Here is an 18,958-nt window from a genome sequence, read left to right on the forward strand (position 1 = left end):
GATCAAAAATAACTAAAAGGTGAGAATATGATTAAATCAAAGTTAAAAACGATTATAGACCAAAGAAAGATCAGTATCCGGAAACTTTCCAGAGATATTGATCATGAGTATCCAACTGTCAGAAAGCTATATAATGACGAAATGGAGCGGTATCCGAGAGAGCTGTTTGATAAAGTCTGGCCCTATCAAAACATCGAACTGCATGAGTTGTTGATATTCCAAAAAGATCATATTCCTAAAGTGAGAATGTCTAAATGAAGATAATGGAGTATATGAAGGAAAGGTTTCAAAACCTCGAATTCATTCCTAGCATCTATAATCAATGGGGCATAGGAATCCATTTTTGTCTTGGGGAAAATATCTATCAACTCAAAGAGAAAGAAGAATTGAATCTTAAGAGGTTCCAAGTTGTATATGAGCAAATAACAATCATTTTTAATGAATTATTTGAACAAAACGATGACATATTCCTCGTGACGAATATGTATAAGCACAAGAAAGAGAAATGTATAAGAAAATTAAAGGTCTATCAACCGTTTCTAAAGTGTAAAAATCAAAAGTGTAAAAATCATTTGAATCAAATTCTGGTGAAGACATATCCCTACCCTTTCGAAATCAATAAAGCTGAAGAATACGAGATGCAACAATTTTCCTTGTTATGCAAACCTCGAGACTTACGTGTAACTGAATTACTTAAAGCAGCCAGTAACGAGGATTTTCCATTAAAACCGAAATTCGGAGGTTACTCTACTGATTACCCTGATGTTTTCTTTGTGAACATTACAAAAGACATTATTTTCTTTATCTATGATGATCGTGGATGTGAAGTCATAGCTCTTGATTTCAAACGAATACGTCCACTTTATGAAAAATATCACGACTGGGTAGAAGAGTATAAGTACATGTAATACTCTTTTTTAATAGAAACTGAAAAAATCTAAGTTTTATATGGCTCTAGTTCAGTTCGACAAGCCATGGGACAACAGCTAAAATGGTTTTACGTAATTAGGGAAGGATTCTAAAGGTCGGGCTGAGAAATGAATGATTCAATTAGTTGTCCATTTCAAAAAACCATATGCTGATGATGAGGATTGGATTAAATTAAGTGTCAACAGAAAGGGATGGGAAATTTCAGAATTGCTTGACTTTACTTTATGATGAAAGGGGTCGAGTAAGATGGATAAAAAAAAGGATGAAATACAAAGAAAGTATAGGGAGCAAATGAGGGAGAAGAAAGAACGAGAAAAAGAAGATGGCAGTTCACATACTTTTGAAATTGTTGTTGTGCTAGCCATTATCATATTGATGTTTTTCTTTAATTCAGTATTTAAGGCTTTTTAGATATTGTACAGATGACTTTCAGGATTATTGAAAAAATAACCCTTTGAGGTATTAGTATTGAAGGACTTATGAAAATTCAAGAGGCAGTTGAATCTTAAATAATTAATTACCAAATATCGGGGATGGAAAATGAAATTGTATAATGAATTTATCAATATAGCTAAAATTTTTAATAAAGAGCTAGACATCATTCCATTATTATATGGCTCTTTAGGTCTTGAAAAGGTAACTGGGTTAGACTTTTCTCCAGAAGATATTGATCTCCTTATTCCTTTAATTTTTTTAGAGGAAAAGTGGGAAAAACTAAAAAAAGTGATGGAACTGCATGGATACAAAATGGTTGATTTACATGAGCATGAATTTAAGAAAACTAATACAAAAATAGGCATTGCTTACATTGAGGATTTAAAACCATTTGCAGATGTAGACTATAATAATCTAGAGGTTTTTGAAGATGGCGGAGCGAAATATCATTTGCTAACGATTGATGATTACCTCAAGGTTTATAAAAAGTCTTTATTAGATGGTTATAGAAGAAGGAAGAAGAATCATAAAGACCAAAGTAAAATTAACATATTGAATAAATTAATACGGAATTAATTTCTGTATTCTCTTTTGTTTCCAGTCTCAATTAAAATTTTTAAGATTAAAATAAGTTTGAAAGGATAAATCATAGTGTTTAACACAGCCATTAATCCTCAGACAGTCAAAAAGCCATTTCTACTCCGGTTGAAAGCTTTTCAATTTTTGCTTCTTATTTATCTTTCCTGTATTGATATATGTATGTAGGGTTGGACTTATAACATAAACTATTCTGGCCATTCCTGTTCTTTCAATTCATGACCGGGCTTGCCATCAGCATAAATCTAGGCTAACAGTCTCCATACATCCTGTGATCACCTTTATCAAACTCTTAAATGCAACTTACCACTAACCAATTCTTTATTTCGCATAGATCATCTTTGTCATGTGTTTACACAAGAATCTGTTTTGGACTAATCGTCGTTAACTGATACATGACATTCGCAAATATTTGAGACACTGAATATAACGAAACAGTCAAAAATCAATATTTAATTCATTCTGTTTAAACTATCTGAAAAAGATGTTGAAAAAGTTGAAAGGATTTTATAATATTAAATCAAGTTAGTTTGTTCGATCAACAAACTAATAAGATAAAATTTCATTGTCCACAAGATAAGGTCTTACTGAATATGGATGGAAGGGGGATAAGAGGATCGATTTAATGGAGCTAAACAATATAAGAAACGAAAGAATGAGGCTTTTATCCTTTTCCAGGTATATAAGGTATGACGAAAAAAGATGAATTTTCTGCTTGCTGATCACCATATTTTTTCGCACTGTTTTGAAAGCGCTTTTATAAAAGTTTACTGACCGTAAATTCGAGAAATTGTTATACCGTTTCACACTGTTCCATATTAAAGGATCGAAAAGGGGAGAAATCATGCTCAGTGAAAATGTAAAGAAGATTAGCATGGTTGAAAAAGTTGGATATGCGTCTGGAGATTTTGCGTGTAATTTAATTTATGCAACAGTGTCTACGTATCTTTTGTTCTTCTATACAGATGTTTTTGGTTTATCGGCAGCAGCAGCCGGTACTATGTTTTTAGTGGTTAGAATAATCGACGCTCTCGCTGATCCTTTTATCGGAACAATAGTTGACAGAACGAACAGCAGATTTGGACGCTTTAGACCGTATCTTTTATTCGGAGCTTTTCCATTTGTCATACTGGCAATACTCTGTTTTACAACACCAGACTTTTCGGATATGGGGAAATTAATATATGCCTATATAACCTATGTTGGCTTGTCGCTTACATACACAACGATAAACGTTCCATATGGCGCGTTAACTTCTGCAATGACTAGAAATAATCAAGAAGTGGTTAGTATAACTTCTGTTCGCATGTTATTTGCGAATCTTGGGGGACTTGTCGTTGCATTTTTTGTTCCCTTACTGGCTGCTTATTTAAGCGATACTTCCGGCAACGAGTCTCTTGGCTGGCAACTAACCATGGGTATTTTGGGAATGATAGGCGGGTGCCTTTTAATCTTTTGTTTTAAAAGCACAAAAGAGCGGGTCACTCTTCAAAAATCCGAAGAAAAAATTAAATTTACGGATATATTTGAGCAGTTTCGTGTTAATCGTCCACTTGTTGTATTAAGTATTTTCTTTATTATTATTTTTGGAGTGAATTCCATCAGTAATTCGGTTGGCATTTACTACGTAACGTATAACTTAGAAAGAGAGGATTTGGTGAAGTGGTACGGTTTGATAGGAAGTTTGCCCGCTTTGGTCATTTTACCGTTTATTCCAAGGCTTCATCAATTTTTGGGGAAAAAGAAATTACTAAACTATGCATTATTACTGAATATTATCGGCCTCTTAGCTTTACTGTTTGTTCCGCCAAGTAATGTTTACCTCATACTTGTCTGTCGATTAATCGCTGCTGCTGGAAGTCTCACTGCCGGGGGATATATGTGGGCGCTTATTCCTGAAACAATTGAATATGGAGAGTACAGGACTGGGAAAAGAATGGGTGGGCTCATTTACGCTATAATCGGATTTTTCTTTAAGTTTGGTATGGCCTTAGGAGGAGTTGTTCCGGGTCTGGTTCTTGATAAGTTTGGATATGTGGCAAATCAGGCACAAACCCCGGCGGCATTAATGGGGATTTTAATTACAACAACCATTATTCCCGTGTTCTTGCTTGTTCTAGCTTTAATTGATATTAATTTCTATAACTTAGATGAGAAAAAATATAAAAACATGGTTCGAGAATTAGAGAATAGAGACAAAGTTTATTTGGATCATATTGATGATTTCAAAGCTTAAAAAAGAAAATAAACTGAGGAGGAGTCCCAAATGAAGATTACCAATCCAGTACTTAAAGGATTCAATCCCGATCCAAGTATTTGTAGGGTAGGAGAGGATTATTATATCGCTGTATCTACATTTGAGTGGTTTCCGGGAGTCCAGATACACCACTCAAAAGATTTAGTAAATTGGCACTTAGTTGCACATCCATTACAGAGAGTTTCACAATTAGACATGAAAGGAAATCCAAATTCAGGTGGGGTTTGGGCACCATGTTTAAGCTATAGTGATGGGAAGTTTTGGCTGATCTATACGAATGTTAAGGTAGTAGATGGCGCATGGAAAGATTGTCACAATTATTTAGTTACTTGTGAAACGATTAATGGTGATTGGAGTGAGCCGATTACATTAAATAGCTCGGGATTTGATGCTTCTTTGTTCCATGATAAGGATGGAAAAAAGTATTTATTAAATATGTTATGGGATCACCGTATTGATCGGCACTCATTTGGAGGAATTGTTATACAGGAATATTCTGATAAAGAGCAAAAATTAATCGGTAAACCAAAAGTTATATTTGAAGGAACTGATAGAAAACTGACAGAAGCTCCGCACCTTTATCATATCGGGAACTATTATTATTTATTAACTGCAGAAGGAGGAACACGGTACGAACATGCTGCTACAATTGCCCGTTCTGCAAATATTGAGGGGCCATATGAAGTTCATCCCGATAATCCAATCTTAACGTCATGGCATGACCCAGGAAATCCATTGCAAAAATGTGGTCATGCATCCATTGTTCAAACACATACAGATGAGTGGTATTTAGCTCATTTAACGGGACGTCCTATTCATCCTGACGATGATTCAATTTTTCAGCAGAGAGGATACTGTCCTTTGGGCAGAGAAACAGCTATTCAAAAACTTTACTGGAAAGATGAATGGCCCTATGTAGTAGGTGGAAAAGAAGGAAGCTTGGAGGTAGATGCACCTTCTATACCCGAAACAATATTTGAAGCAACGTACCCGGAAGTTGATGAATTTGAGGATTCAACATTAAATATAAATTTTCAAACTTTAAGGATTCCATTCACGAATGAATTAGGTTCATTGACTCAAGCGCCAAATCATTTACGATTATTCGGTCATGAATCATTAACTTCGACATTTACTCAGGCATTTGTAGCCAGACGCTGGCAAAGTCTCCATTTTGAAGCGGAAACTGCTGTTGAGTTTTATCCGGAAAATTTTCAACAAGCCGCTGGATTGGTGAATTATTACAATACAGAGAACTGGACGGCTCTTCAAGTCACGCATGATGAAGAACTGGGCCGCATTCTTGAATTAACACTATGTGACAACTTTTCTTTTTCACAGCCATTAAATAATAAAATTGTTATTCCTCGTGAAGTAAAGTATGTATATTTAAAAGTAAATATTGAAAAGGACAAATATTATTATTTCTATTCTTTTAACAAAGAAGTTTGGCACAAAATTGACATTGCACTGGAATCGAAAAAATTATCAGATGATTACATCCGTGGGGGAGGATTCTTCACAGGGGCCTTTGTAGGGATGCAATGCCAAGATACCAGCGGTAATCATATACCGGCCGACTTTAGATATTTTCGTTATAAAGAAAAATAATTTGCACATGAAAAAGGAGATTTCTATTTTAGAACTCCTTTTTCATATGAGAAGGTGCCTATATCAATATTGCTTCAGAAATACTCCTAGAATAAAAAAGCTCATCTTTAAAGATGAGCTGTACATTCCATTAAAATTACATTGTAACCATGTCCAGAAAATGATCAATCACAATGGAGGACATTCCTAATGCCGGCGCATTCTGTCCTAAGGAAGATGGCAATAATTCATAGCTATTGCATAAATGGGAATAAACCCTTGACGATACTTCACTTCTCATTGAATTTAAAACCATAGGATGCGATTCAATTATGCTATTTCTTAAAATTACGGCTTGTGGGTTGAAAGTATTTAGAATATTGGTAAGGCCTATTCCTAAATAGAATCCAAAATTTTGTAATGCATTTAAGGTTCCGATATCATTCAGATGGGCGAGGTTTATGATATCTTGATAGGACAGTTTTTTCTCTTTGGTCTGAAGATTTTTTAATAAAGCCTTCTCTGAAGCATACAATTCCCAGCAGCCTCGGTTTCCGCAACTGCATTTAGGACCATTAAAGTCTATTGTCATATGTCCCATTTCTCCAGAGAAGCCGCTTACTCCTCTATATAAATGATTGTTGATAATAACACCGATCCCTATCCCTGTGCTGATACTTACGTAAATAATGTTATCGTGATTTTTTGCAGCTCCAAATACTTTCTCTCCATATGCGCCAGCATTTGCCTCATTTTCAATAAAAACAGGCACATTGTACTTCTCTTGTATAGAAGATTTTAAGTCAATATCTCTCCAGTTGGAGTTCGGAGTGAAAACAATTTTTTGATCTTTATCAATGAGTCCAGGCACGCAAATACCTATACCAATAAGCCCGTACGGAGATTGGGGCATATGCGTCATAAAGTGATGAATCATATCAATCAAAATGTCTTTCGTTATTTCTGGAGAATTGGATTCCAAATGGCAGTATTGATCAAGAACGATCGTTCCTTCGAGGTCTGTTAAAATGCCATTGATATAATCCACACCAACATCTATTCCTACGGAGTATCCTGCCTTTTTATTAAAAACAAGCATGACAGGTCTTCTTCCGCCACTTGATTGTCCTTGACCTATTTCAAATACCAGATTTTCTTTCATTAACGTGTTTACCTGTGATGAAACAGTTGATTTATTTAATCCAGTCATTTCAGATAATTTTGCTCTTGAAATAGGTGAATTTTTAAGGATTTCTTTTAATAATAACTTTTGATTTACTTTTTTGACAAAGGTTTGATCAGCGATATCCACTTCATCCACTCCATTTGTTTAATCTTTAAATTAAGTATAAACATAGTACATAGCGAATCTTCCCTTTATTATATCTAATGTGTTCATAAAAAACTAAAAAAAATATTGAAAATACTGATGAGGTTATATAAGATGAAAGTAAGTTAGTTTGTTTAAACAACAAACTAATAGGTAACTTACAATATGAAATAAAATGCATTTGTATTTGAATGATCAGGTTTTGAATTTATTTTTAAGGGGGAAATCACATGGCTCAATCTCATTCCAGTTCAACCAACTATTTTGGAAGCGCAAACAAAGTGGTTTACGAAGGGAAAGATTCGACTAATCCTTTAGCATTTAAATATTATAATCCTCAAGAAGTAATCGGCGGAAAAACGATGAAAGAGCATTTGCGATTTTCTATTGCCTATTGGCATACATTTACTGCTGATGGTACAGACGTTTTTGGAGCAGCTACGATGCAAAGACCATGGGATCACTATAAAGGCATGGATCTAGCGAAGATGAGAGTAGAAGCAGCATTTGAGATGTTTGAAAAACTAGATGCACCATTCTTTGCTTTTCATGACCGGGATATTGCACCAGAAGGCAGTACGCTAAAAGAGACAAACCAAAATTTAGATATGATCGTGGGCATGATTAAAGATTACATGAGAAATAGCGGCGTTAAGCTATTATGGAATACCGCAAACATGTTTACGAATCCCCGTTTCGTCCATGGTGCCGCGACTTCTTGCAATGCAGATGTGTTTGCGTATGCTGCAGCACAAGTGAAAAAAGGGTTAGAAACAGCAAAAGAGCTTGGCGCTGAGAACTATGTATTTTGGGGCGGCCGTGAAGGATATGAAACATTGTTAAATACCGATTTAAAATTTGAGCTTGATAATTTGGCTAGATTTATGCATATGGCAGTGGATTATGCGAAGGAAATCGGGTACACAGGGCAGTTTTTGATTGAGCCAAAACCAAAAGAGCCGACCACCCATCAATACGATACAGATGCAGCAACAACCATTGCCTTTTTGAAGCAATATGGCTTAGACAATCATTTTAAATTAAATCTTGAAGCCAATCATGCCACATTAGCCGGGCATACATTCGAACATGAATTGCGCATGACAAGAGTACATGGTCTGCTTGGCTCTGTTGACGCAAACCAGGGTCATCCTCTTTTAGGCTGGGATACGGATGAATTTCCGACGGATTTATATTCTACGACATTAGCAATGTACGAAATCCTGCAAAATGGCGGCTTAGGAAGCGGCGGATTAAACTTTGACGCGAAGGTCAGAAGATCTTCTTTTGAGCCTGATGATCTAATATATGCCCATATTGCAGGGATGGATGCATTTGCAAGAGGATTGAAAGTTGCCCACAAATTAATCGAAGATCGTGTGTTTGAAGATGTGATTCAACATCGTTACCGCAGCTTTACTGAAGGGATTGGTCTTGAAATTATAGAAGGAAGAGCTAATTTCCACACACTTGAGCAATATGCGCTAAATCATAAATCAATTAAAAACGAATCTGGAAGACAGGAGAAATTAAAAGCGATATTGAACCAATACATTTTAGAAGTATAACAGGATAAGCTCCAGATCCTGCTATCAATACCAAGTCACTGAATTACCCGTCATGATTCCTTTCCTATTGCTTGTTGTTATGACGGGTAACTTCTATAATTAGGATTTATTTAGAGTGAATGGTTTTTTAAAAGGGCAAGGAGTGAAAAAATGAAGTATGTCATTGGAATAGATCTTGGAACGAGTGCTGTTAAAACCATTTTAGTTAATCAAAACGGCAAGGTTTGTGCAGAAACGTCCAAAAGGTACCCGCTCATCCAAGAGAGGGCGGGATATAGTGAGCAAAATCCTGAAGACTGGGTACAGCAAACAATTGAAGCATTGGCTGAATTGGTTTCTATATCCAATGTTCAAGCCAAGGATATTGACGGGATAAGCTATTCGGGACAAATGCATGGATTAGTACTGCTTGACCAAGATCGTCAGGTGTTACGTAATGCAATTCTTTGGAATGATACCAGAACAACGCCTCAATGTATAAGGATGACCGAGAAATTTGGCGATCATCTTCTTGACATCACAAAAAACCGTGTTTTAGAAGGGTTTACATTACCTAAAATGTTATGGGTAAAGGAACATGAACCTGAACTTTTTAAAAAAACTGCTGTGTTTTTGCTTCCGAAAGACTACGTGCGATTCCGTATGACCGGTGCCATTCACACCGAATACTCCGATGCAGCAGGAACTTTACTTTTACATATTACTCGCAAGAAGTGGAGCAATGATATTTGCAATCAAATTGGTATTTCTGCAGATATTTGTCCTCCGCTTGTTGAATCTCATGATTGTGTAGGGTCGCTGCTTCCGCACGTTGCCGCAAAGACCGGGCTATTAGAAAAAACAAAAGTGTACGCTGGGGGAGCAGATAATGCTTGCGGCGCTATTGGAGCAGGTATCCTTTCTTCCGGAAAAACATTATGCAGTATTGGGACGTCAGGGGTCATACTTTCCTACGAAGAAGAAAAAGAAAGAGACTTTAAAGGGAAAGTCCACTTTTTTAATCATGGAAAAAAGGATTCTTTTTATACGATGGGCGTCACGCTCGCTGCAGGATACAGCTTGGACTGGTTTAAAAGAACGTTTGCACCAAACGAATCGTTTGAGCAATTATTGCAGGGGGTGGAAGCTATTCCGATAGGAGCCAATGGACTGCTATACACTCCTTATTTGGTTGGTGAAAGAACGCCGCATGCTGATTCTTCTATTCGGGGAAGCTTGATCGGAATGGATGGAGCCCATAATAGAAAGCATTTTTTGAGGGCAATAATGGAAGGTATCACATTCTCTTTACATGAATCAATTGAGCTATTCCGCAAAGCGGGAAAATCAGTTCATACTGTTGTTTCTATTGGTGGGGGAGCTAAAAATGATACGTGGCTGCAAATGCAAGCTGATATTTTCAATACGAGGGTAATTAAGTTAGAAAATGAACAAGGGCCAGCTATGGGGGCTGCAATGCTGGCTGCCTTTGGAAGCGGATGGTTTGAATCCCTTGAAGAATGTGCAGAGCAGTTCATTCGTGAGGCTGCTGCATTTTATCCAAAGGCACAAAATGTTCAAAAATATAAAACACTATTTGATTTGTATAAGAACATTTATACTCACACAAAGGATCTCAATCAAGCTTTGAAGAGCTTTCGAAAAAACTAATGATGTTATTGTCTGGAGATCAACGAAAGAACAATTAACGATTAATCATCAAAGGCCTTTGATGACATGGCTGCCTTCTTTTGAAAAGATGGTGAGAATAAGGTATGGCAACCTTTAAACAGTATTGGAGTGTCCAGCAGACAAAACGAACGAGCGGAACCGTATTCTGTCAGCGAACACTTCAAGAAGTGGGAAAGCTTAGGAATGCCAATGGGTAAGATGTATGAAACCGCGCTAACGACGGTAGAGGGATCTCTTGATTTATGATGAAATAGGAAGGATGTTTACACACAAATAACCCCCTCACATTGACGTGAAGGGGTGTTTTTTATTGTTACTATACAGCGGAAATTTTACAGGCTAGTTGATGATTTTAGCTTGATAAGCAGAATGGAAACTAGACACGCCATCATCTCTTTCTCATTCTTTGGAAACTGCATTCTGCTAGGTTTGCTGCTTTTTTTAACGAACAGTGTTTTTCTATTTCACACAGCCATTAAATCCTCTGTTCGTCACATAACCGCTCTTACTCCAAATTGACAGTTTATCTGATTTTGCTTCTTGCTCATCTAGTCTGAATTGGTCTATGTATTTTGTGTTAGGCTCATATACATATGCTACTCTGGCCAATCCCTCTTTCAATAATGTCTCTTGAACAGATTTGCCGTCAACATAAACGTATGCTAACAGTCTTCCATACTTATCTCTGCGATCGCCTTTATCAAATTCCAGCTGTAGCTTACCGCTGTTGACCAATTCTTTATTTCGTTTCGACGCATCCTCACCGTATGGTTGAACACAAGAATTTGGTTTCTTCGTCTCAGGTGTATCAACGAGCAAGTAGCGCACTGTGTCTTCCTTTCCGTTGTAAATAACCTTAATCGTATCTCCATCTATTGCTCTATCTAATGTAACATCGACCAATTTCTTCTGATTTTTTGAATGAGGCGTGCCGGCCTTTTGTTCTGTCTGATTATATTTATTAGATTGAGTATCTTGAGAGACTTGCTCCGTCCCATTAGAATCTGAATGGTTTTTGGCTGCGTGATTTGATCCGCAAGCTGCCAAAGTAATACTTAAAACGATTGCGATCATACTGATCAAAATCTTCTTCATATTGATTCCCTCTTTATCATTTTCTCTTTTTGCGTTTAAACATCATCATTATAACGATATGGACATTTTTTGTGAATGGAAAACTTCAAGGGAACTTATAACACTCCAAATTGCCAATAGTTAACTTTACAACGAGATGATCAAAACATCACCATCACATAGCGGAAATAAATAATCCTGAAAATAATATTGACTGAAAATGCTTTTGGAATTATGATAATATGAGAAATGACAATAATGTAACAAAAACATTACTACAACATAACAACTGATAGCTTAGGTTTATTCTATTGGCTAAAAATGTAAACGGTTACAAATCCAGAGGCGAAAATCTAAGATAGAGATGACTTTAGTTTTGACTCAATATCCACACTGAAAGAGCTTATTAAGTATTCTTAATAAAGGCAGGGGAAATGGATATGAATGAACATCGAAATCGAAGGTTGAAATTAATAATGATTTCAGCAACTTTTGGAGGGCTTCTCTTTGGATATGACACCGGAGTTATAAATGGAGCTTTACCTTTTATGGCAAGGCCAGATCAGCTTGATTTAACACCGGTTACAGAAGGGCTTGTTACGAGTATTCTTTTATTAGGTGCCGCATTTGGAGCGTTGTTATGCGGAAGATTGGCTGATCGATATGGCCGACGTAAAATGATCCTTAATCTTTCCTTTTTATTTTTCCTGGCATCACTGGGAACAGCGTTAGCACCTAATGTTTTCATCATGGCGGCCTTTCGTTTTTTACTGGGGCTGGCTGTTGGAGGAGCCTCGGCGATGGTGCCGGCCTTTTTAGCAGAAATGGCACCGCATGAAAAGAGAGGGCGTATGGTAACCCAAAATGAACTAATGATTGTTGGCGGGCAATTTTTAGCATATGTTTTTAATGCGATCCTCGGTGTAACAATGGCAAATACGGGACATGTTTGGAGATACATGCTAGTCATTTGTGCTGTTCCGGCTATCATGTTATTTGCCAGTATGCTTAAGGTCCCAGAAAGCCCCCGATGGCTAATCACCAAAGGCAAAAACAGTGAGGCGCTGCGAGTTCTTAAACAAATTCGAGAAGATAAACGTGCAGAAGCTGAATGTAGAAAAATTCAAGAAGCGGTAGAAAAAGATACAGCACTAGAAAAGGCATCACTCAAGGACTTTTCTACACCATGGCTGCGCCGTCTTTTATGGATTGGAATTGGTGTTGCCATCGTGAATCAAATTACAGGTGTGAACTCGATTATGTATTATGGCACACAAATCCTTAAAGAATCTGGTTTTGGTACAAAAGCGGCTTTAATCGCTAATATTGGAAATGGGCTGATATCAGTTATTGCAGTTATATTTGGGATTTGGCTGGTCGGAAAAGTGAGACGGCGTCCAATATTATTGATTGGTTTGGCGGGGACGACTACAGCTCTCCTATTGATTGCGATTTTCTCAATTGTGCTTGATGGATCTATGGCACTTCCTTATGTAGTGCTTTCTTTGACCGTTTTATTTCTTGCCTTTATGCAAGGGTGTGTAGGACCTGTGACTTGGCTTGTCATAGCGGAAATATTCCCTCAAAGGTTAAGAGGACTTGGTTCTGGGATAAGTGTTTTTTTCCTTTGGATATTAAACTTTGTGATCGGTTTTGCTTTCCCGATCTTGCTTAGCTCTGTAGGTTTGTCTTTTACATTCTTTATATTTGTGGCTTTAGGTGTATTGGCAATCGGTTTTGTGTACAAATTCATGCCGGAAACAAAAGGGCGTACACTTGAAGAATTAGAAGAGCATTTTCGTTCTCGACACGATCATAATACTCCTGAACAATCAGTTATTGAGTTATAAATATGTTGAAAATCTCTCTTCTTATAGGAGGGATTTTTTTAGTTTCAGAAAAAACAAAATCCCTCTGGTAGAGGGATTTTGATTCAGCATTTTAAGATGTTCTACACGTATAATACTGGAGTTGATACTTTAAAAATCTCGCCATCTCTTATATAAAAACGAGGGATGCGGCGGCTTAATGTAGACACGACTTCATAGTTAATCGTATTGAGCATTTCAGCCACTTCATCAACGGAAATCTCGGCTCCTTTTTGCTTACCGTAAATCACGACTTCTTCTCCTTGTTTACCTTCACCGTTTTCTCCTAAACTGACCATGATCATATCCATTGTTACTCTTCCCGCCACTGGCACTCGTTTTCCGCGATGAAGAACAAATCCGCGATTGGAAAGGGCACGAGAATAGCCGTCAGCATAGCCAATCGGGAGTGTAGCAATTACTTCATTAGGTTCTGCGATGTATGTAGCACCATAGCTAACGGTTCGGGGTTCTGTCCGCATGGTTTTCACATAAGCGATGCGTGCCTTTAAACTTAACGCAGGTTCAAGCTTAACGAGATTTAGTTGTTTAATATAGGCTGAAGGATATAAACCATATAAGCCGATACCTAAACGGATCATATCAGCGCTAAATTCCGGAAATGCGATAGCTGCAGCCGTGTTGCACATATGCACGGTGGGCAGCTCAATCCCCTGTTTTTTTAAAAAGCTGAGAAAACTGATGAATTTTTCATGCTGCAGCTTTGTGAGTGTGGTGTCCGGTTCATCAGCTGTCGAAAAATGTGTGAAAATCCCTGTCCATCTGAGGAATTTACTTGCCTTTAAAGCTTTCACTACTTCTAAAAGTTCTTCCTTTGTGCGTACACCTAATCGTCCCATGCCGGTATCCACGTTAATATGAATGGCCAGCCGGTTAGCACTCGCTTCTTTTTCCAATATCTCGTTTGCTTCTTTCATCCAATCAACCTGAAATGCTGATAATGTTATATTCCAAGCTGCTGACTTCTTTACACAACTAAGGGATGTAAAACCAAGCACAAGGATAGGTGCTGTAATCCCAGCTTTACGTAAAACGATTCCTTCCTCCACACTGGCAACAGCGAGCTCACTCGCCCCGTGTTCCAGTGCATGGCGTGCCACTTCTATAGACCCGTGGCCATAACCGTTCGCTTTTACAACAGCCATAATTTTGCTCTTATGTGGAATATGACGGCGGATCGCTCGCAAATTCTTTTTAACGGCATCAAGATTGACTTCGATCCAAACTTCTCGGCAAAGCTTTATCATCAACGCTTCCTTCCTTCTTATGGATTGTAAATACCACCTATTGCCGCAAGAATAAATGTTAATTGTTGGATGATTCGATCTTATTTTATTCAACTTTATTTGAAATCATTCAACAGCAAATCCATGTGATACGAGAAGGTGCCTATCAATGTTCGAATAATAGCAAGTACGGGATACATGAGGCTTGTAAGTGGGGTGTTAATGGATGCGGCGACCGAGGATTACAAAAATGATTATTTGTTTTGGGACATTTTTTTCTAAGGGTAGATGATAACGAGAAATCTAATCAGGAAATACTTACCGTTGTTATGAACATTGAAGAACCTTTTAAATGAGAAGGGCTGAGGAAATTCTGTAAAAGATAATCGGTTGAAAAGGCAGTCGATTCCTTGTTCCATAAACCTAACATCAGAGTATATAATTATACTCGTATTCACAAAAATCGTTTAAGTAAGGGGTATACATGAATAGGGGAGTTAGTTTTCAAATACCGAATGAATATGGAAATTTTCTATGGAGAATACTGCAGCCGGTAGAAATAGCTAATTATAGGTGGCAAACGAGTGGGGAATCTTATTTTGTTGTAGAAGGAGAGCTCGATGATGAGGAGCTTTTTCATGACTACGCAATTGTTGAGGGGGCAGTTTTTGAGCAACAATTAAAAACGAATCAGTACTATACCATTTTCGTTGAACTGAAAGCATTTCCATATGGAAAAATGGTTAATCAAGTCAATACATATGAAGAGTTTGCTGACAGTGATTGCGAACTTGTCCTTTTGATAGCAGATAATAGCTACGTTTCGATTTACTGTAAAAACAAAAATATCATTGAAAAACTTTACTTCAATGCTTTACAGAATGATTTTGAAGACGTTCAATTTATAACTGATGAAAATGACACAAGAACAAGCCTTACTGTATGATACTCAATAAAAATTAAAGGAGCTAGTACATGACAATGCAAATTAAAATCAAGTATCTAGATGAAACACAAACAAGAATCAGCAAAATTGAGCAGGGAGACTGGATTGATCTTCGGGCAGCTGAAGATGTAACAATCAAAAAAGATGAATTTAAGCTTGTCCCATTAGGTGTTGCAATGGAGCTGCCTGAAGGTTACGAAGCACATGTCGTCCCTCGTTCAAGTACATATAAGAACTTTGGCGTTATTCAAACAAATTCAATGGGTGTTATCGATGAGTCATATAAGGGAGACAACGATTTCTGGTTCTTTCCTGCTTATGCATTGCGTGATACTGAAATTAAGAAGGGTGATCGTATCTGCCAGTTTAGAATCATGAAGAAAATGCCGGCGGTTGAATTGGTTGAAGTCGAGCATTTGGGAAACGAGGATAGAGGAGGACTCGGTTCAACAGGTACGAAGTAAACAAAATAAATCCTTGGCTGTCTTCATGCTGTGTGATTGATCAATGGAGGTTTCAGCCAAGGTACATATAAATATTATGTATAAAATGAATATTTTAATACGAAGGATTTAATTAAAAACAAAGTTTAAAAAGGGAAGTTTTGAAAAAGTGAAATAGTAATAACTAAAGTCGATAAAGAACCTAAAGATGTCAAAGAAACAATTTTTCTGGTGCTTTGCTTTTTTGAAGGTTTACTTAGCTCGTGGATAACTGCCCCCCATAAAAGCATGGATGCTAAAATTATAATACTTATATACATAAAGATGCTCCTTTTATTATATTTACAGTTTTTACATTTTTATCGATTTTACCACATTTAGGATTGAGTTGTCGATGAAACAAGCATCTCTATAAAGAAATACTTTTATCTAAATTTTTATAAATAGGGGAAGGCAACTAAAAACTAGTAATGCCACTAATAATAAGCCAAGTTAAATGACATGTGTTCATTAATAATTGAATTTACAGCAGCCTTGAGACAAGTTCAAAATATAAGATGAAATGAGACATAAGACTTCACAAAAAAATCTGAGTATCGTCGATAAATATCATAAAAAAGCCCCCGGTATGTCGCCGGGGAATTAATAGACGTTTAAGAGATTTAGTGATGTTTTTTATATGATTCGACAAAATCATAATAATGATCATCGTCATCATAATACTTTTTTTCGTAATGATAATCGTGATCATCGTAATACTTTTTATCATGGTCATCATACTTTTTGTCGTAATCATAATGTTTTTTATCATGATCATAATACTTGTCGCAATCATAATGCTTCTTATCATTGTCGTAATACTTTTTGTAATATGTTTTTTTCCAAGTGTAATACTCTTCTTTATATTTTTTATAATAACCCAATTAAATTCCTCCTTTATGTTATTCGAATTTAATTTATGAAGTTTAAATGATATGGTATGGTCAAATGAAATAAGAATAGTAAAAAGAGGCTGTTTAAAACACTTTCTGAAAAACAAAACGGATAGCTGTTTATTAAAACAAGAGCGAGAGAAAGCACTCAACCACTGTAAAATAATAGTAAAGTGTATAGAGAAGATTAATATACGTAAAAAGGGACTTTCTCATTGAAGAATATTTGAACGTTATGGTTAAGATTCAGAGCTCTATGATGTGATTTTTAATACTGCTTTTGAAGGATTTAGAGTTAGACATCAAAAACAAACAGCAAAACCGGTTAGAAACAGATCATATAAGGAATGAACCGCTGCCAAATATCATAAAAAAGTTGTTAATGATCAAATGAATGAAATTAGAGAGAATTTATTTTAAAGAAAGCCCAATTGCACATGGACAAATGACAATTGATATTGAGGTAAAATACAATGCATTAAATCAGAAAAAGCTATTGGAGGATTTAATGTGTTTAGACAATTTCCAATTTGGTATACACAAACACCTGACTATTTGAATTTTTATGTGCCGCAATATCAAACCATTTCTTATAATCCTCAACAATGTTATCAACGGTGTATGTACCAAACTGGCGGTAACTATGAGCTATGTGACAGACTATGTTATGGAGAAATACAGGTGTAAAAGAGGGGGGATTAACTCCTCTTTAAACACACAGTGATTGGAATAAGAATCTCATTTTATCTGCGAGTGCTTAGTATTTGCGATAATATTGCATTCGTAATAAATTATGCTTAGCAACTGAAAATGAAAGAAGGATATGAATAGTCATGACGCAATTCGATAAACAATACAATTCAATTATAAAGGATATCATCAATAATGGAATCTCAGACGAAGAGTTTGATGTAAGAACCAAGTGGGACTCAGATGGAACACCGGCACATACTCTAAGTGTAATGAGTAAGCAAATGAGATTCGACAACTCAGAGGTTCCGATTTTAACGACAAAAAAGGTTGCCTGGAAAACAGCCATTAAAGAGTTGCTCTGGATTTGGCAGCTGAAATCTAATGATGTTAATGATTTAAACAAGATGGGCGTACATATTTGGGATCAGTGGAAACAAGAAGACGGAACCATCGGACAGGCATATGGATTTCAGCTGGGGAAGAAAAACAGAAGTCTAAATGGAGAAAAAGTGGATCAGGTTGATTATCTTCTTCATCAATTGCAAAACAATCCGTCTTCACGCAGACACATGACAATGCTGTGGAATCCTGATGATTTAGACGCAATGGCCTTAACGCCATGTGTATACGAAACTCAATGGTATGTGAAGCAAGGTAAGCTCCACCTCGAGGTAAGAGCACGGAGCAATGATATGGCGTTGGGGAATCCATTCAATGTATTCCAGTACAATGTGTTGCAGCGCATGATTGCTCAAGTGACTGGTTATGAACTTGGTGAATATATCTTTAACATTGGGGATTGCCATGTGTACACACGTCATATAGACAATTTGAAAATTCAAATGGAAAGAGAACAGTTTGAAGCACCTGAACTATGGATCAATCCTGAAGTGAAAGATTTTTATAACTTTACCATTGATGATTTCAAATTAATCAACTATAAACATGGGGACAAGCTTTTATTTGAGGTAGCGGTTTAATGCTGCCTTTTTATTGTTATTTTTCAGAATATAAGCTGGCATTAGGCTAAAAATGAAGAAATTTCTTCTTCATATTTCTATAAACAAATAGTAAACAAAATTGGAGCCCAACGCGAAACAAAAGGATTGTTAGAAGCGTTGGGTTCTCTTAGTACAAGTGAACAACGATTGCGTGGTCTGAAAAATTAAACGAACGATATGAAAAGGCCATTGGTTTTATAAGGTGTTAATTCCTCCTATTAATATCATAAGGCTCAAGAAAATTGTAATGAAAAGAAAAGCCCATACTATAGCTGTAAAAGGATTGTTGAGTCCCATCCTTTCTTTCCAATTTATATTAGTGGATCGATTGGTTTTGTATTTTATTAACTGGATACATAAGATCACATTAAAAAAA

At 36.6% G+C, this 18,958-nt stretch carries 17 protein-coding genes and 1 pseudogene; 14 read left to right on the forward strand and 4 right to left on the reverse strand.

The features are described 5' to 3' along the window. Nucleotides 1-27 precede the first annotated feature (27 nt). The 6 genes from MKY50_RS09630 (at nucleotide 28) to xynB (ending at nucleotide 5,830) form a co-directional block, all read left to right on the forward strand. Nucleotides 28-258: a helix-turn-helix domain-containing protein gene (locus tag MKY50_RS09630; protein WP_017697687.1), complete on the forward strand. Its 231-nt coding sequence runs from the start codon at nucleotides 28-30 to the stop codon at nucleotides 256-258. Beyond that, entirely contained in the window at nucleotides 255-908 is a 654-nt protein-coding gene (locus MKY50_RS09635) for a DUF3885 domain-containing protein (RefSeq protein WP_338381969.1), read from the forward strand. The genes MKY50_RS09630 and MKY50_RS09635 overlap by 4 nt, the downstream gene beginning before the upstream one ends. 268 nt (nucleotides 909-1,176) lie before the next feature. Continuing rightward, nucleotides 1,177-1,341 (forward strand): hypothetical protein, encoded by a 165-nt coding sequence (locus MKY50_RS09640; RefSeq protein WP_003231681.1) that lies wholly within the window; start codon nucleotides 1,177-1,179, stop codon nucleotides 1,339-1,341. Nucleotides 1,342-1,470: 129 nt separating this feature from the next. Then, a complete protein-coding gene (locus MKY50_RS09645) occupies nucleotides 1,471-1,941 on the forward strand; it encodes a hypothetical protein (protein WP_033885075.1) in 471 nt (156 codons plus the stop codon). Between the two features lie 865 nt (nucleotides 1,942-2,806). Then, a complete protein-coding gene (locus tag MKY50_RS09650; protein ID WP_003245259.1) occupies nucleotides 2,807-4,198 on the forward strand; it encodes an MFS transporter in 1,392 nt (463 codons plus the stop codon). Between the two features lie 30 nt (nucleotides 4,199-4,228). After that, the gene (gene xynB, locus MKY50_RS09655; RefSeq protein ID WP_338381967.1) at nucleotides 4,229-5,830 is read left to right on the forward strand and encodes a xylan 1,4-beta-xylosidase; all 1,602 of its coding nucleotides are present in this window, start codon (nucleotides 4,229-4,231) and stop codon (nucleotides 5,828-5,830) included. Nucleotides 5,831-5,966: 136 nt separating this feature from the next. Here xynB and xylR read toward each other — a convergent pair whose 3' ends face one another. Continuing rightward, nucleotides 5,967-7,121 carry a transcriptional repressor XylR gene (xylR, locus tag MKY50_RS09660; RefSeq protein WP_338381966.1) on the reverse strand — a complete coding sequence of 385 codons (1,155 nt, stop codon included), beginning with the start codon at nucleotides 7,119-7,121 and terminating at the stop codon, nucleotides 5,967-5,969. A 248-nt stretch (nucleotides 7,122-7,369) separates the two neighbouring features. Between xylR and xylA the strand changes: the two genes are divergently transcribed. From xylA to MKY50_RS09675, 3 genes and pseudogenes are all read left to right on the forward strand, one after another. Then, complete coding sequence (gene xylA, locus MKY50_RS09665) at nucleotides 7,370-8,707, forward strand: xylose isomerase (protein WP_038429018.1); 1,338 nt, start codon at nucleotides 7,370-7,372, stop codon at nucleotides 8,705-8,707. Between the two features lie 150 nt (nucleotides 8,708-8,857). Then, nucleotides 8,858-10,357 carry a xylulokinase gene (gene xylB / locus MKY50_RS09670; protein ID WP_038429019.1) on the forward strand — a complete coding sequence of 500 codons (1,500 nt, stop codon included), beginning with the start codon at nucleotides 8,858-8,860 and terminating at the stop codon, nucleotides 10,355-10,357. Nucleotides 10,358-10,458: 101 nt separating this feature from the next. Further along, nucleotides 10,459-10,624: pseudogene (locus tag MKY50_RS09675) on the forward strand (glycoside hydrolase family 11 protein); the annotation flags it as partial. 213 nt (nucleotides 10,625-10,837) lie between these two features. Here the strand turns inward: MKY50_RS09675 and yncB are convergent. Continuing rightward, nucleotides 10,838-11,473, reverse strand: coding sequence for an endonuclease YncB (gene yncB / locus MKY50_RS09680; RefSeq protein ID WP_015252020.1), 636 nt, complete (start codon nucleotides 11,471-11,473; stop codon nucleotides 10,838-10,840). Nucleotides 11,474-11,886: 413 nt separating this feature from the next. Between yncB and MKY50_RS09685 the strand changes: the two genes are divergently transcribed. After that, entirely contained in the window at nucleotides 11,887-13,302 is a 1,416-nt protein-coding gene (locus MKY50_RS09685; RefSeq protein ID WP_038429020.1) for a sugar porter family MFS transporter, read from the forward strand. Between the two features lie 101 nt (nucleotides 13,303-13,403). Here MKY50_RS09685 and alr read toward each other — a convergent pair whose 3' ends face one another. Then, a complete protein-coding gene (gene alr, locus MKY50_RS09690; RefSeq protein ID WP_015713988.1) occupies nucleotides 13,404-14,588 on the reverse strand; it encodes an alanine racemase in 1,185 nt (394 codons plus the stop codon). Between the two features lie 463 nt (nucleotides 14,589-15,051). Here alr and MKY50_RS09695 point away from each other — a divergent pair, with 463 nt between their 5' ends. Together MKY50_RS09695 and dutA are read left to right on the forward strand one after the other, a co-directional pair. Then, on the forward strand, nucleotides 15,052-15,513 hold the full coding sequence (locus tag MKY50_RS09695; RefSeq protein ID WP_029317844.1) for a DUF2691 family protein: 462 nt from the start codon (nucleotides 15,052-15,054) through the stop codon (nucleotides 15,511-15,513). A 29-nt stretch (nucleotides 15,514-15,542) separates the two neighbouring features. Then, complete coding sequence (dutA, locus tag MKY50_RS09700) at nucleotides 15,543-15,977, forward strand: dUTP diphosphatase DutA (RefSeq protein WP_003245820.1); 435 nt, start codon at nucleotides 15,543-15,545, stop codon at nucleotides 15,975-15,977. Between the two features lie 641 nt (nucleotides 15,978-16,618). On the opposite strand, the gene cotU is transcribed toward dutA, so the two are convergent. Beyond that, nucleotides 16,619-16,879, reverse strand: a complete 261-nt coding sequence (gene cotU / locus MKY50_RS09705; protein ID WP_003231648.1) for a spore coat protein CotU — start codon at nucleotides 16,877-16,879, stop codon at nucleotides 16,619-16,621. A 403-nt stretch (nucleotides 16,880-17,282) separates the two neighbouring features. Between cotU and MKY50_RS09710 the strand changes: the two genes are divergently transcribed. Both MKY50_RS09710 and MKY50_RS09715 read left to right on the forward strand, forming a co-directional pair. Continuing rightward, nucleotides 17,283-17,447 (forward strand): hypothetical protein, encoded by a 165-nt coding sequence (locus MKY50_RS09710; protein ID WP_003231643.1) that lies wholly within the window; start codon nucleotides 17,283-17,285, stop codon nucleotides 17,445-17,447. Between the two features lie 274 nt (nucleotides 17,448-17,721). Beyond that, nucleotides 17,722-18,561: a thymidylate synthase gene (locus tag MKY50_RS09715; protein WP_338381964.1), complete on the forward strand. Its 840-nt coding sequence runs from the start codon at nucleotides 17,722-17,724 to the stop codon at nucleotides 18,559-18,561. The last annotated feature ends 397 nt before the right edge of the window (nucleotides 18,562-18,958 follow it).

Source organism: Bacillus sp. FSL R7-0685 (assembly GCF_038002425.1).
In the GTDB taxonomy this organism is placed as follows: Bacteria; Bacillota; Bacilli; order Bacillales; family Bacillaceae; genus Bacillus; species Bacillus subtilis.

Excerpts from the sequence above, each read along its gene's own strand:
- MKY50_RS09630 (WP_017697687.1), top strand. The coding sequence starts at position 28 with ATGATTAAATCAAAGTTAAAAACGATTATAGACCAAAGAAAGATCAGT.
- MKY50_RS09635 (WP_338381969.1), top strand. The coding sequence starts at position 255 with ATGAAGATAATGGAGTATATGAAGGAAAGGTTTCAAAACCTCGAATTC.
- MKY50_RS09640 (WP_003231681.1), top strand. The coding sequence starts at position 1,177 with ATGGATAAAAAAAAGGATGAAATACAAAGAAAGTATAGGGAGCAAATG.
- MKY50_RS09645 (WP_033885075.1), top strand. The coding sequence starts at position 1,471 with ATGAAATTGTATAATGAATTTATCAATATAGCTAAAATTTTTAATAAA.
- MKY50_RS09650 (WP_003245259.1), top strand. The coding sequence starts at position 2,807 with ATGCTCAGTGAAAATGTAAAGAAGATTAGCATGGTTGAAAAAGTTGGA.
- xynB (WP_338381967.1), top strand. The coding sequence starts at position 4,229 with ATGAAGATTACCAATCCAGTACTTAAAGGATTCAATCCCGATCCAAGT.
- xylA (WP_038429018.1), top strand. The coding sequence starts at position 7,370 with ATGGCTCAATCTCATTCCAGTTCAACCAACTATTTTGGAAGCGCAAAC.
- xylB (WP_038429019.1), top strand. The coding sequence starts at position 8,858 with ATGAAGTATGTCATTGGAATAGATCTTGGAACGAGTGCTGTTAAAACC.
- yncB (WP_015252020.1), bottom strand. The coding sequence starts at position 11,473 with ATGAAGAAGATTTTGATCAGTATGATCGCAATCGTTTTAAGTATTACT.
- MKY50_RS09685 (WP_038429020.1), top strand. The coding sequence starts at position 11,887 with ATGGATATGAATGAACATCGAAATCGAAGGTTGAAATTAATAATGATT.
- alr (WP_015713988.1), bottom strand. The coding sequence starts at position 14,588 with ATGATAAAGCTTTGCCGAGAAGTTTGGATCGAAGTCAATCTTGATGCC.
- MKY50_RS09695 (WP_029317844.1), top strand. The coding sequence starts at position 15,052 with ATGAATAGGGGAGTTAGTTTTCAAATACCGAATGAATATGGAAATTTT.
- dutA (WP_003245820.1), top strand. The coding sequence starts at position 15,543 with ATGACAATGCAAATTAAAATCAAGTATCTAGATGAAACACAAACAAGA.
- MKY50_RS09710 (WP_003231643.1), top strand. The coding sequence starts at position 17,283 with ATGAAATTAGAGAGAATTTATTTTAAAGAAAGCCCAATTGCACATGGA.
- MKY50_RS09715 (WP_338381964.1), top strand. The coding sequence starts at position 17,722 with ATGACGCAATTCGATAAACAATACAATTCAATTATAAAGGATATCATC.